9 protein-coding genes, 1 pseudogene and 1 riboswitch are annotated in these 13,481 nt (G+C 50.4%); of the genes and pseudogenes, 9 read left to right on the top strand and 1 reads right to left on the bottom strand.

Annotation, left to right across the window (positions count from 1 at the left end; translation table 11 throughout):
* From PBA01S_RS22795 to PBA01S_RS13365, 4 genes and pseudogenes are all read left to right on the top strand, one after another.
* Window positions 1-898: pseudogene (locus PBA01S_RS22795) on the top strand (hypothetical protein); the annotation flags it as partial.
* 124 nt (window positions 899-1,022) lie between these two features.
* Window positions 1,023-1,223 (top strand): hypothetical protein, encoded by a 201-nt coding sequence (locus tag PBA01S_RS13375; RefSeq protein WP_127576167.1) that lies wholly within the window; start codon window positions 1,023-1,025, stop codon window positions 1,221-1,223.
* Between the two features lie 244 nt (window positions 1,224-1,467).
* On the top strand, window positions 1,468-1,791 hold the full coding sequence (locus PBA01S_RS13370; protein WP_127576166.1) for a hypothetical protein: 324 nt from the start codon (window positions 1,468-1,470) through the stop codon (window positions 1,789-1,791).
* 94 nt (window positions 1,792-1,885) lie between these two features.
* Complete coding sequence (locus tag PBA01S_RS13365; RefSeq protein ID WP_028537537.1) at window positions 1,886-2,380, top strand: hypothetical protein; 495 nt, start codon at window positions 1,886-1,888, stop codon at window positions 2,378-2,380.
* 70 nt (window positions 2,381-2,450) lie between these two features.
* Here PBA01S_RS13365 and PBA01S_RS13360 read toward each other — a convergent pair whose 3' ends face one another.
* Window positions 2,451-3,755 (bottom strand): hemolysin family protein, encoded by a 1,305-nt coding sequence (locus PBA01S_RS13360; protein WP_028537538.1) that lies wholly within the window; start codon window positions 3,753-3,755, stop codon window positions 2,451-2,453.
* A gap of 254 nt (window positions 3,756-4,009) precedes the next feature.
* Window positions 4,010-4,109: riboswitch (purine riboswitch) on the top strand.
* A 66-nt stretch (window positions 4,110-4,175) separates the two neighbouring features.
* Here PBA01S_RS13360 and PBA01S_RS13355 point away from each other — a divergent pair.
* The 5 genes from PBA01S_RS13355 (at window position 4,176) to PBA01S_RS13335 (ending at window position 13,475) form a co-directional block, all read left to right on the top strand.
* Window positions 4,176-5,612 (top strand): NAD(P)/FAD-dependent oxidoreductase, encoded by a 1,437-nt coding sequence (locus PBA01S_RS13355; protein ID WP_127576165.1) that lies wholly within the window; start codon window positions 4,176-4,178, stop codon window positions 5,610-5,612.
* Window positions 5,613-5,818: 206 nt separating this feature from the next.
* Window positions 5,819-9,277 carry a DUF6359 domain-containing protein gene (locus tag PBA01S_RS13350; RefSeq protein WP_127576164.1) on the top strand — a complete coding sequence of 1,153 codons (3,459 nt, stop codon included), beginning with the start codon at window positions 5,819-5,821 and terminating at the stop codon, window positions 9,275-9,277.
* Between the two features lie 147 nt (window positions 9,278-9,424).
* Window positions 9,425-10,417, top strand: coding sequence for a LacI family DNA-binding transcriptional regulator (locus PBA01S_RS13345; RefSeq protein WP_051416794.1), 993 nt, complete (start codon window positions 9,425-9,427; stop codon window positions 10,415-10,417).
* A 34-nt stretch (window positions 10,418-10,451) separates the two neighbouring features.
* Window positions 10,452-12,179 (top strand): glycoside hydrolase family 13 protein, encoded by a 1,728-nt coding sequence (locus PBA01S_RS13340; protein WP_127576163.1) that lies wholly within the window; start codon window positions 10,452-10,454, stop codon window positions 12,177-12,179.
* 12 nt (window positions 12,180-12,191) lie between these two features.
* Entirely contained in the window at window positions 12,192-13,475 is a 1,284-nt protein-coding gene (locus PBA01S_RS13335; RefSeq protein ID WP_127576162.1) for an extracellular solute-binding protein, read from the top strand.
* Window positions 13,476-13,481 lie beyond the last annotated feature (6 nt).

The following is a 13,481-nucleotide window of genomic DNA, read 5'->3' as shown; positions in this document are numbered from 1 at the left end:
GCAGGCCGGTGACTCGGGAGAGCGGCTGCCGGCGGGGCTTCGTCGCCATAACCGGTTATTTGTCGGCTTGATCGTTGTGGCCGCTGTGTTGCTGGCGGCCGGTGTGGGGCGCTGGATTGGCAGCCTGCTGTGGCGAATGCTTCAAGCGATCGTGCGTTGGTTAACCCGTCCGCAGGAGCCTGTGCTGCCGCCGACGGAAGAGCCGGAAGCGGTAACACCGCCGCTGGAGCCGATGTTGCCGGCAGAACCCCAGGAACCGGGGCTGCTGTCGGAAATTTTGAACTATGCATTTTATGTGTTTGGCGGATTGCTTCTAGCGGCCTTACTGGGGTTCGTCCTCTATTGGCTGTACAAGAACGCTGGGGAATATTGGCGCAAAGCCATCCATCGCCTGCTTAACTTGTTGCGCCGGGAGAGCGCCGCACCGGAGCAAGCTGCTTATCGCGATGAGGAGACGAGCTTGTTGACTTGGGAATCGGCCCTGCAAGGCTGGCGCCAGCTGGGAGCCCGTCTGCTGCGCACGGGGAAGCCGTCCGAACGTTGGGAGGACATGCGGGATAACCGGGAACGCGTCCGCTATTTATACCGGTTGTTTTTGCGGCAGGAACGTCAGCGCGGGTTCTCGCTTAAGCCTTATTTGACCCCGCGGGAAACGGTGGAGGAGCTCAAACAGGAATCGGCCCGGCAGGCGGAAGCCGCTAAATCGGCCAGAGCCGGGAAGCGAAAGCGGCTTGTGGGTACCGGCGGCGGTACTACCGAGGCCGCGGAAGCGGCCGTCCGGCAAGAACTGGAGTCTACGGCCGACCCTTTGCTCCAACTGTATTATGGAACTCGATACGGTGAGGAGACCCCCGGAGATGAGGAAGTGGTGGAGCTGCGTCGGCGCCTGCTGCGGTAAATGAATATTCGCATTGCGTTAGTGATAAATAATGGAAATTAGTGATAAAAATAACTTACACTTGATTCATTTTCCTTTATTATCCTTTATGTGACAACAAAAAACATAAAGGAGCGGTTGAATGATGAAGAAAAGTTCGGTGTTATTGTTATCCATTGTGTTGTTGTTCGTTTCTTTGGGAACTGCTAATGCTAGCAATTATGAGAGAGTGTCAAGTTCTGCATCTATGGCTAATCAACTTGTTGATGTTAATGGTGTAAAAGACATCAATTTAGATCGATATTTTCAAGAAAACCAAGTTCCAAAAGAAAAGCAATTTTGCTAAAGGAGAAAGTCAAGAACAACGAATTATGGGATGCCTATAAACCTGAAATGCAACAATGGATACCTTCTGACTTTTTCGTATTCGATCCAAAACTAGGTGACCAAATAAAATACTATCGCTTCCCTGACGGTTCCTTTATCTCCGTTGGTACAGAGGGGGAACAAATAGTAAGATACATCCGCTAGGAAGTTCAACTGATGAGTATGGAAATATTACTTATTGGGATATCAAGATTAGTAAAACTGTGGGCACGGCAAGCGCATATGTATACGCAGATTTCTTGCTAGGAAATTATGAGAAAGGCTACAAATCAAAAATTTTCAGATTGTATGGTCCAAATGCTTCAGGATTTGGAGTTACGGATACGCCTAAAACGGAAATTGTAAGAGAAGTTGAGGATATTGAGAAATCAAGATCGGCTTTAGCTCGTTCTTATTGGTTTAGTAAAGCTAACCTCAAGTTTTCATGGGAAGGGAACGGTATAGATACTACGATTGGAACAACCTGTTCTCTTTGGCTTGGGGCGATAAGAGGAAAATTATACGTCGATACCAAATTACCATATTGATCCTATAAATAAAGAGAGACATCTTAAGTGTCTCTCTTTAATCCTTTAACCAACATGCATTTGTAACCTAACTTAGATTAAAAGGAGAGGCAGCATGAATACCAAGAACGTTGTGCTAACGTCTATTGGCCTCGGACTGATCGTGGTCATGATCGTTTTGATCTACAATCCATTTCGTTTTCACCAGGAGCCGAAAGTCTATAACTTTGCAATCGAAACAGCGGATCTGAGGATCAATGATATTGAGTTTGTGACTTATCCTAACTCTCTATATCTAGCAGATCATCATTTGGAAGTTGTGGGAGACAACAAGCATTTTACCGGTGTTGCTTACGGATTAACTATTGGGGGGAAATCTATTCTTTCTATAAGCCAAGCGGACGATCCTTTTATGTTACCCGACTCTTTTCAGGGAAAGATCTATTATAGTACACGTAATTTAATCCAAGGCGTTAAGGTTGGGCCTCACGATTCCGTTTATGTCGAAATTGCTTATGAGGTGAACGGGGTTCCCCGAAAAATCACGGGTACCGTCAAAGTAAGCGATATTGTTAAGTCTGCGGATCAGAAAAAAATAATTCGGCTTTAATCGCACTTAAGCCTTAATCAAAAACGCGAGCCTGCAGAGAATTTACTCTGTGCTCGCGTTTTTTTTAACATTATGAGCCGTGCTTTACGATCTCAAGCTTCTTGAAGCGGTGTGGTTCCTTCTCCAACAGCTTGAAGGTTAAATCCTCATGCTCCAGCGTGTCTCCAACATCCATCGATGGATTTCTGCCATAGAGCCAACCGCCGATAGTATCCACTTCTTCTGTGCTCAGGTCGGTTAGCAGCACTTCATTGATCTGATTTACCGTCACGGTGCCAAGGGCTACCACATGCGATTCGTCCAGCTGGACAATCGGATCTTCCTCTTCTTTATCGAACTCGTCGCGGATTTCCCCGACAAGCTCCTCCAGAATATCTTCCAGAGTAACGAGGCCGGCGGTTCCTCCGTATTCGTCGATCAGGATCGCCATATGGGTGCCTTCCTTCTGCATCTTCTTCAGCAACTCATTCACTGGAGTGACCTCGGAGACAGCCATCACCGGCTGCAGCAGAGCGGAAAAATCCAGATTTGGATTATGATCATAAGCTAGGAAGAACTGTTTCGTATTTACGATTCCGATGACGTTATCCTTGCTGCCATCCACAACCGGAAAACGGGTGTATTGCTGTTCCCGGATGATCTCCAAGTTCTCCTCACGCGTCTTGTCCGTATATAAACACACCATATCGGTGCGAGGTACCATGATTTCCTTGGCGAGCAAATTATCAAATGCGAAAATCCGATTCACGTAGCCAAATTCGCTTTGATTGATTTTGCCGCTTTCGTAGCTTTCATTAATGATGATCTGTAGTTCTTCCTCAGAGTGTGCTTCCTCATGTTCTGAGGCCGGTTTGACGCCGAACAAGCGCACAAGCTGGTTGGCCGAACCGTTTAGGGCCCAAATGAAGGGGCGCATGATTTTTGTAAAAAGAATTAAAGGCTTGGCTGTAATCATGGCAATTTCTTCAGCTTTACGGATCGCCACGGTTTTAGGGGCCAACTCGCCCACCACAACGTGAAAATACGTGATGACGACAAACGCGATAATAAACGAAAGCGCGCTGCCAACTGCCTCAGGTATGTTCAGGCTGTGGAACAGGGGATGCAACATGCTCTCCACCGTTGGTTCTCCCAGCCATCCGAGTCCCAGCGCGGTAATCGTAATCCCGAGCTGGCAAGCTGATAGAAATCCGTCCAGGTTTGAGGTGACCTGCTTGACGGCAACGGCACCCTTCCGTCCTTCCGCCACAAACTGATCAACCCGGCTTCCCCGGACCCGAACGATCGCAAACTCTACCGCGACAAAAAACGCCGTTAACGCGATAAGTAAAACGACCAAAACCACATTCAAAACCAAATACCTGTCACTGTCCATTCGATGCATCTACTCCTCAATAATTTAATATAATGACGTGAATCTATCACTATTATACAATAAACTCCCTTCTTCATGCGAACCTGCTCATAAGGCAGATAGGGTATTAATGTTCGTGTTTTCGGCGAAGGTTGTGAAATTAGCCACGTTTTATCTTTTGTTTTGTTTCAAAACACGAATATTTGATTTAATTTTATCTTGACTTATCCGTTTATCACGCTTATACTCAGGTTGTTCCAAAACACAAACAAGTCCATAGAAATAGAGAACAAGTTCGTATATCCTCAATAATATGGATTGAGGGTCTCTACAAGGAACCATAAATTCCTGACTACGAATAGGGTGCATACGCATACCTATGAGAGGTCAGGAATTTTTTTATTTATCATGTGAATGATTAACCATCTCAGGAGGATACAGATGAGCAAATACGATGTCATTGTAGTGGGAGCCGGCCCTGCCGGAATTTTCGCCTGTTACGAACTGACCCGGAAAGCGCCGCATTGGAAGGTGCTTCTGGTGGACAAGGGGCACGATATCTATCGCCGCCGTTGCCCGATCTTAGAGGAGAAGATTACGCTTTGCCCGCCTGCGGCCGGGCGTAAGGAATTTGCCGGTTGCTTGCCGGCCTGCTCGATCACGGCTGGATTTGGCGGGGCTGGAGCATACAGCGACGGGAAATTTAATATTACCACGGAATTCGGCGGTTGGCTTAGCGATTACATTGCGCCGTCCAAGGTGCTGGATTTGATCAAATACGTCGATGCGATCAACCTGGAGCACGGGGCGACGACCACCATCACCGATCCGATGACCGAAGCGGTCCGAAAAATCGAGCAGCGCGGATATGCCGCCGGGCTCAAGCTGCTGCGAGCGCAGGTGCGCCATCTGGGGACCGAGCAGAATCTGGAAATCCTGAAATCGATCTACGAATATCTCAACACGCGCATTGATATGCTGTTTAAGGCCGAAGTGGAGGACCTGATCACGGAAAAAATCGAGGGAAGCCACCAAGTCCGCGGGATCACGCTGAAGAACGGCGAAACGTATGAGGCCGATCTGGTGATGGTCGCTCCAGGCCGGGACGGTTCTGCGTGGTTGACCGAGATTCTGAAGAAGCGTCGCCTGAAAATGACGAACAATCAGGTAGACGTTGGCGTTCGCGTAGAGACCTCCGATGTGGTGATGCGGGAGATCAACGAGCATTTGTATGAGGGCAAATTTATTTTCAACACTTCGGTTGGTACGCGGGTACGCACGTTCTGCAGCAATCCTTCCGGACATGTCGTGGTCGAGAACCACAGCGGCGTGATGGCGGCCAATGGCCATTCCTACAAAGATCCAGCCTTGGGTTCGCAGAATACCAACTTCGCGCTGCTCGTATCACATCGGTTTACTGAACCGTTTGATAAACCTAACGAGTATGCGCGGGAAATTTGCCAGCGGGCCAACGATCTATCAAACGGCGGGGTCATCGTGCAAAAGTACGGTGATATCCTGCGCGGACGCCGCTCTACCGCTGCGCGGATTGCCGAAGGCTTCCTGGAGCCAACGCTGAAGGAAGCGGTGCCGGGTGATCTTGGCCTGGTGCTGCCGTACAATACGATGAAGAGCCTGATCGAGATGGTCGAGGCGCTCGATAAAGTGACGCCGGGGATTGCCTCGGAGCATACGTTGTTCTACGGGGTAGAGGCGAAGTTCTATTCGGCCCGTCCGAAGCTGAGCGAATCGCTGGAAACGGAAATCAGCGGCCTGTTCTGCGGCGGCGACGGCGCAGGAATTACTCGCGGCTTAGCTCAAGCGGGAGCAGCTGGAGTATGGATCGCCCGCGGAATGATCGAGAAAGCAGGAGTGTAAGGTCAAAAAGTCATCGTCATACGGGTACAGTCCTTGAAACAGAGGGCAGTACCCGTTTTTTCGTTCATTGTGAAACATTGAGGTTTATAAAGGGAGGAATGATTTTACATAATTTTAATCGACAGGAAATAATGTTCAATTTTAAAATAAGTATGATGAGGAGGTAGTCCATCAAAAACAAGCGCATGGGGAGGAATCGATAATTTATGGGTAAGGGCAAGGCGAACGCTTGGCGCAGGAAATGGTTAGGTTTCTTATTAGCCGGTGCATTAACCGTAACCGGGCTGCCGGGGGGGGCATCCCAAGCGGCAGCACAGCCTGCCGATGTGGCAGTGGATGTATCGACGGCCGGGACAGGGGCGCAGATTAACGCAGCACCAAACAGCAGCGAGGCCTTGCTGCAAATCGCTGCCGCTCCGCTCAGCGTTGCGGAGGCGATTGCCAAAGGGAATAGCGGCGAAGTTGCGGAAGTGGTCGGCATCATCGTGGGCCATGCGACAGGATCGCTTACGGCGGACTTTGAGGCGCCCTTTGGCAACGATTTTAACTTCCTGATTGCCGATACGGCTGGGGAACAGGATAAGACGAAGCTCATCGACGTACAGATTCCTTCCAGCTTCAGAGCGGAGTTCGGCCTGCAAAGCAACCCGGATTTGATCGGGAAGTCGGTGGTCGTATCGGGTTCACTGGCGGCGTACAACAATTTTGCGGGATTAAAGAATGTAACCGAGATTTCACTATCCCAAGACCAGCCGGGAGAACCGGGTGAAGACCCTGGCGAGGATCCCGGGGAGGACCCGGGTCAAGATCCAGATCCGGGTGACATCCCCGAGCTTCCGGACGGCACCGGCAAGAAGGTGCTGTTTGACAACGCCCACGGCCAAACCGCCGGAGCAGCGGATTGGGTCATTGACGGCGCATTCTCTGACTTTGCCGATGGGCTGCGGGCAGCCGGTTTTACAGTAGAGTCGCTGGACCGGCCAATCCCATATACGTTTGGGGAAACGGCGATTACTTACGAAACATTGGAGCCTTATGACGTCTTTGTAATTCCTGAAGCGAACATTCCGTTTAAGACCGCTGAGCAGGAAGCATTGGTGCAGTACGTGGAAAATGGCGGCGCTGTATTCTTCATCTCTGACCATTATAATGCTGACCGTAACAAAAACCGCTGGGACGCTTCTGAGGTGTTTAACGGTTATCGCCGCGGGGCCTACGAAAATCCGGCGAAAGGGATGACAACCGAAGAGGCCAATTCACCTGCGATGCAGGGGGTGAGCAGCTCCGACTGGTTAGCAGACAACTTTGGCGTTCGCTTCCGTTATAACGCGCTGGGTGACGTGAATGCAACGGATATCGTCAGCCCTTCGCAATCGTTTGGCATTACGGCGGGCGTAGATGCGGTCGCCATGCATGCAGGGTCAACCGTGGCCATTCTCGATCCGCAGAAGGCCAAAGGACTTGTTTACGTCCCTACCGGCGTTCCGGCCTGGGGTAATGCTGTTGATGAAGGCGTCTATAATGGCGGCGGCCGGGCGGAAGGCCCTTATGCAGCCATCGCCAAGCTGGGGCTTGGGAAAGCCGCGTTTATCGGCGATTCTTCGCCGGTGGAAGACGCAACACCCAAGTATGTACGGGAAGAAAACGGGCAGAAGAAAACGACATATGACGGCTTCAAGGAAGTGGACGACGGCCTGTTCCTGGTGCAAACCGTGAAATGGCTGGCATATGACGAGAACTATACTTCCTTTGATCAGGTGCCGGGACTGGTGCTGGATACGCCAACTGCGCTGGACGCAGACGAGGAGCCCGCGGCCACAACCGAGCCGCAGCCGGAGCCGTGGGCACAGCCTGCACCCGGATACAAGTGGTATGATCCAGTTACGTTTAAGCCGGGTTCGTACGGTTCATCACAAGCACCGGAAACGGAGCCGACATTTGCCTTTGTCCATCAAGCGCAGTTGCCAAGCCAGCAAGAATTTCAGATCCGCGTGACTGCAGACGGCTTAACGCCGGGGCAGACGGTATCCGATTTGCGGGTAGGCATCTACCTGGCCGGCGGCGAGCAGATCGCCCGATTCCAGAATGCGGACGGCAGCTGGTCGGATTACAATTACAGCCCGGCGTTTTCGCTCACAGGCGATTCCTTGGGTCATGCATCTAAGGATTTGACCGTTCAGTTGAAGCCGGGGGTAACCGCCACAAGCGCTAACTTACGTCTGAAAAAAGGCAGCGCGAACGAGCTCACGAAGCAGGTGGAGATTGCAAATGTGGATGCCGAGCCGTTGCCGGGCGACCATCCGCCGGTGCCGGAGTTGAGTACGATTGCCGCAGCGCGTGAGGCAGCAGAAGGAACGGTTGTCACGGTTCAAGGAGTGATTATTTCCGAACCGGGGGTATTTGGCGGTCAAGGCTTCTATTTGCAGGACGAGACAGGAGGCATTTACGTCTTCCAAACGGCAGCGGGATATCATGCCGGTGACCTGATCCGGATCAGTGCAACCCGCACATTGTACAACGGGGAAGTGGAACTGGAGAATCCGGTGCTGATCGAGAAGCTGGGAACGGCCCCGCTGCCGCAGCCGCAGGTTCAGGAGGCGGTGACAGAGGCGAACCAGGGTCAGCTAATCACCCTGACTCATGTCGTAGTGCAGGATGTGGTTGCGGCTACTCCGGCAGGTTCCTTTGAATTTAACGCCGTTCGCGAAGACGGCAGCACGACACGGGTGCGGTTTGACGGCCGCACCGGAGTGACGATGGATGCCTTTTTGGCGCTGTACCCGGAAGGTACGTCTGTGGATATCAGCGGGGTTGCCTCCGTCTATCGAGGAACCTACCAGTTGAAGCCGCTGGCCTTGGCTGATGTCGTGCCGAGCACCACCGAAGCGGATTTGACGGCTCCGGTGACGGAACGCGATGTCGCAGGGAAGGAGGGCGCAGATGTCTATAATCAGACGGAAGTTACGGTTACGTTCAACGCAGAGGATGAAGGAGGCAGCGGTTTGGACCGGACGGAGTACCGGGTGAATGGCGGGGAGTGGATTCCGTATACCGAACCGCTGGTGCTTGCAGACGATGGGAAGTATACGATAGAATATCGCTCCGTAGATCGGGCAGGTAACGAGGAAGCGCCCAAGACGCTGTACATTAACGTAGATCGCCTGGCGCCAGAAGTGACGTTCACCGGGGATCAGCAAGTGCTGCAGGTTGCTTCGAGTGTTCCTTTTCACGTTGATGTAAATGACGCGGTCAGCGGGCCAAAATCAACGGCTTACCGGCTTGACGGACGAACCATCACAGGGGTTGCGGAAATCGTTCCGTTCTCGCTATCGGTTGGTACTCACAAACTGACGGTGCAAGCAACGGATGCAGCGGGACATACCATGTCGGTGGATTTTACGTTCCAAGTGACCATCGACATTGCGCACTTAGATGAGCTGGTGGACATGGGCAAAGATCACGGCTATTTCTTAACGAATGGCGCGGCCACCAGCCTACAAGCCCAAATCGCCTCGCTGCAAAAGGCCAAAACTCCACTGGAGCGCGACATCAAGCTCAAGGCGCTGAAGATAACGGTCAGCGTCCAAAGCGGATTAACCATCAAACAGAGCTTCGCAAATCTGATGCTGGAGGATTTGGAGTATATCGGGGGAGAGGCGGCTTAAGCGGCGGGCCTTGGCTAATAATAAGTCGTTCAGAATGGTCCATTCTGAGCGACTTTTTGCTTATTACAAAAAAGCAAGCTTGCTAAGATTGTAAGCGTTTTGTATAATGAGTTATGCAACCGGTTGCAGGTTAAGGAGAGATCATTCGTGTCGAAGATAACGATTCAAGAAATTGCGATTTTAGCGGGTGTTAACAAGGCGACCGTATCCCGAGTGATCAACGGGAATCGGAACATTTCCGAGAAGACTCGGAAGAAAGTCGAAGACATCATGAAGCAGTATAACTATGTCCCCAACTCCATTGCGCGCGGATTGGCGACGAAGAAGACACTTACGGTTGGTTTTTGCTTTGATTACACCAATAAACAGGCCTATGCTAACCCTTATTTCTACAAAGTGCTTCAAGGGATCGAAGAGGTTGTATACAATCACGACCACATGTTTCTTATGATGAGCGATCATGACGGGAAGAATGGCAGATCAACGTTCGAGCGAGTGGTGGTTGAGCGCCGGGTTGACGGTGTTATTATCCCCAATACGCTGCTAAATGAACGGAATTATGAATTGCTGATCAAACATAACATGCCGTTTGTCGTAACCGGTGAAAATACATTGAAGCAAGTGGACGCACCTTGGGTGGATATCGATAACGTTCAGGCCGGTCGGATTCTGACCGAGCATTTAATCGATTTGGGCTGTCGCAACATCATGATTTATGCCGGCGGTGCAACCGCCCAGCGGGACAAATTTCTGAGTGACCGCCTAAATGGCTACCATGAAGCGATGCGTCAACACCACTTGGAACCTCAAGTAATCGAGCATGCTGATGTTTTAAAGAGGCTGTACGATTCCCCTAGATCTGGATTGGAAACGCAACGGCCTGATGCTCTGATCTGCTGTACGCATGAACAGCTTTTCGAAATTTTGGATTGGGAGAATGGTAATCCTCTCTTGGCTGAGCTGGCTTTAGCTACATTTGACAGCTTTCCGATGTCGAAATACTTGAAATACCCGGTGCATTTCGTGGAGATCGACCTGGAAATGATGGGAAAGCAAGCGGCGCAAATGTTGTTCTCTCGGATGAATAAAGAAGAGGGGGTACCGTCGTTTATCTCAATTCCAACCCAAATTGGCAAATAATCGAACAAACTAAACATAATGAGGTATTAAGTTGATGACCCAATATCTGTATCACGACCCGGTAGTAGATGCTACCCTCATTTCTCTGAATGAATTGGAAGTACGCTTAAAGCTTCCTGCTGATGCGAACCAAGTCACGCTAAACTATTGGAATAAATATAAGCAGGAGTATGGTATTCGGAAACAAGCGATGACATTATGGGCGGAATCAGGAGAATTTAAGTACTATCGCACGATATTGACGGGTATGGAATCTCGCATTCGGTACCTTCAATATAATTTCGAGTTTACTGCAAAGGGGGAATCCTATTGGCTGGGCGCTGAGGGATTACGTAAGACGGAGGGAACCAAGGGCAGCTATTCGTATGCCTATGCGGGAGATCGCGACATGGTGAACTCACCGGAATGGATTGGGAACCGGGTATGGTATCAAATCTTCCCTGAACGCTTCTGTAACGGGGATCCAGGAAATGATCCGGAATTTGTGGAACCTTGGGGGAGCGTGCCAACGCGGGACAATTATATGGGAGGTGATCTTCGAGGAATCATCAAGCAATTGGATTACCTGAGCGAACTGGGTATTAATGCATTGTACTTAAATCCAATATTTGCGGCTACGTCGAATCACAGATACGACACCGTAGATTACTTCCAAATCGATCCGCAATTCGGGACAGTACAAGATTTGCAAGAGCTCGTCCAAAAATGCCACGAACACGATATTAAGGTGATTCTCGATCTGGTAATCAATCATTGCGGGTTCTATCATCCCTATTTTCAGGACGTTGTTAAAAATGGAGAAGCTTCGGTATATAAGGATTGGTTCTATATTAACCGGTACCCGGTTCAACGAAGCGAAGATGGATACGACTCCGTGGGCTATTATCAATGGATGCCTAAGCTGCGGACATCGAATCCCGAAGTTCAGCAGTACGTATACGATATCGTTTCCTTTTGGCAGAAGGAGACGGGGATCGACGGCTGGAGAATCGATGTCGCAGATGAGGTGGAAATCAGCTTTTTGCGGGAGCTGAAATCCTGTGTCAAGAAATTAAATCCTAACGCTATCATTATTGCAGAAATCTGGGATGATGCCAAGCGCCTGATGGCGTCTGGCGGTGTGGACAGCGTGATGAACTATGAGCTGCGAACGATTCTGTTCGACTACTGTCTGGATCGTTCCATTCCGCTGACGGAGTTTCATTCCAGACTCGTAAGTTTACTCCATCGGTATTCTTTGGCAGAACTAAATCAAATGTTTAACCTGCTGGGAAGCCATGACACGGAACGAATCTTAACGCGTTGCGGGAATGATGAAAGCAAGCTTCGGCTACTGCTGGCCCTTCAATTCTTCCTGCCGGGGAATCCTACAATATATTACGGGGACGAACTGGGAATGACCGGGGAGAATGACCCAGGGTGCCGCGGAAGCATGCCTTGGCAGTTGGCCACGGCAGAACCATCGTTGTTCCGAGAGTTCCGCACTTGGATTCAGCGTAAAACAACCGATCCAGTACTGCATTACGGCAACACGGAGCTGAGATACCGGGAAGACTCGGAGTGTTACGTCATCCGGCGCTACATCGAAACCGCAGAAGCGGTGCTTCTGATCAACTTCTCGCAAGACCGTCAGGCTTTGGACAACGTGATGAAGCGGTTTGACTTGATTGGCACTTATACACTGGATCATTCGCAGGATACCGGGAACTTGCCTGATTTCATCGGCCCCGGAGAGACGATGCTTTTCCAAAAACGGAATTAAGGAGATCTACCTATGATAAATAAATGGAGCAAGTTATTGCCGATTTTACTCGCCTTGACCCTGGTTTTGGCGGGCTGCGGTTCCAAGGGGAACCAAGAGACGTCGAATGGGACAAGCTCGGACGTGAAGCCGGGCAAGGAAGTTACAATAACGTTCTGGCACCACTACAGTACCGCATCACCGGAAGAGAAGACGTTAAAAGAAGTGCTGATTCCGAAATTTGAACAGGAAAATCCCGGGATTAAAGTGAACCCTGTTGCCTTTACCTGGGAGGACCTGCATAAGAAATTGCAGATCAGCGGCAGTGCCGGCGATTTGCCGGATGTCGCCCGCTTGGACATCATCTGGGTGCCGGAGTTCCAAAAGAGCGGGATGCTGCAACAGTTAGACGCCTTTGAAGATTTTGACGAGGTTGCTGGCAGCTTGCTGGAAGGCCCATTGTCGACAGCGAAGGTAGGAGACCACTATTACGGACTTCCTCTCAATACGAATACCAAGGTGTTGTTCTGGAACAAAGAGATGCTGTCCCAAAGCGGTGTAGAGCAAGCACCTCAGACGACGGAACAGTTCTTCGAGGCTTTGGGCAAAATCAAAAGTAAGTATGAAAAAAGCTGGGGATTCGGCGAACCGGCTCTTCAAGGCTGGAATGTCTTGCCGTGGATTTGGAGCAACGGGGGGGATGTGCTCTCGCCTGACTTTACAACGGCGGACGGTTATTTGAATAGCCCGGCTTCTGTAGAAATTTTGACGAAGCTTAAAAACGCTTACAACGCTGGTCAAATTTCCGGATTTAAGCCTGGTGATGTTGCGGTCACGGAAGGCCATGCGAGCGGAAGTTATGCCATGATGGCGGAAGGCCCATGGGCAGTCGCTCAATTTCAGTCTCAATTCCCTGATTTTGAGGTCGAAATGACTTCATTCCCGGCGGGATCAGCGGGTTCCATTCAAGTGTTAGGCGGAGAGGATATCGGGATCTTTAGTCAAGACAAGCAGGAGGAATCCTGGAAATTTGTGAAGTTCATGGTATCGGAAGCGGCTCAGATTGAGATGGGCAAAATCGGACAAATTCCGGTGAACCTCGCCTCGATGGAGAATGCCGATGTCAAGGCGATCGATTATTATCCACCGTTTCTTGAGCAGTTAAAGACGGCGAAAGCTCGCCCGCCGGTAAGTGCTTGGCCGCAAATTGACGGTGTGATTAATGATGCGATGAGTAAAATTTTCATGACGAATGCGGATGTAAAAACGGAGCTGGATGCGGCAGTTGTTGCCATCGATGCTTTGTTGAAGGAGTAGTCCATT

This window comes from Paenibacillus barengoltzii NBRC 101215 (assembly GCF_004000745.1).
In the GTDB taxonomy this organism is placed as follows: Bacteria; Bacillota; Bacilli; order Paenibacillales; family Paenibacillaceae; genus Fontibacillus; species Fontibacillus barengoltzii.
Note: the sequence above shows the minus strand (reverse complement) of the source record. Positions and strands in the feature narration are given on the sequence as shown.